The sequence below is a fragment of the Cytobacillus firmus genome, from assembly GCF_023715565.1.
Lineage (GTDB): Bacteria > Bacillota > Bacilli > Bacillales > Cytobacillaceae > Cytobacillus > Cytobacillus firmus_C.
This window is the reverse complement of sequence record NZ_JAMBOJ010000207.1, coordinates 1-222: the sequence shown is the minus strand read 5'-3', so window position 1 is coordinate 222 and position 222 is coordinate 1. Positions and strand designations below refer to the sequence as shown.

The 222-nt window shown below is 45.0% G+C and carries 1 protein-coding gene; it reads left to right on the top strand.

Annotated elements, in window-relative coordinates; genetic code table 11:
- The coding region (locus M3205_RS26100) for a transposase (protein ID WP_251172381.1) at positions 1 to 222 on the top strand (222 nt) is incomplete at both ends.

Here is a 222-nt window from a genome sequence, read left to right as displayed (position 1 = left end):
CAGCTGGTGAGATTTTAAAATATACTACGACTACCAAGGAAGGGTATCGTCAATATAAATCAGATCCGCGAATTTGTGCTGGATGCCCATTCTTGCCTCAATGCACACAGAGTCAAGCGCACCAAAAACTAATTCAACGTCATGTGTGGGAGGAACATGTGGAAGAGGCAGATCACCTTCGTCACCATCAAGACGTCAAACCGATCTATGAGAAGCGCAAAG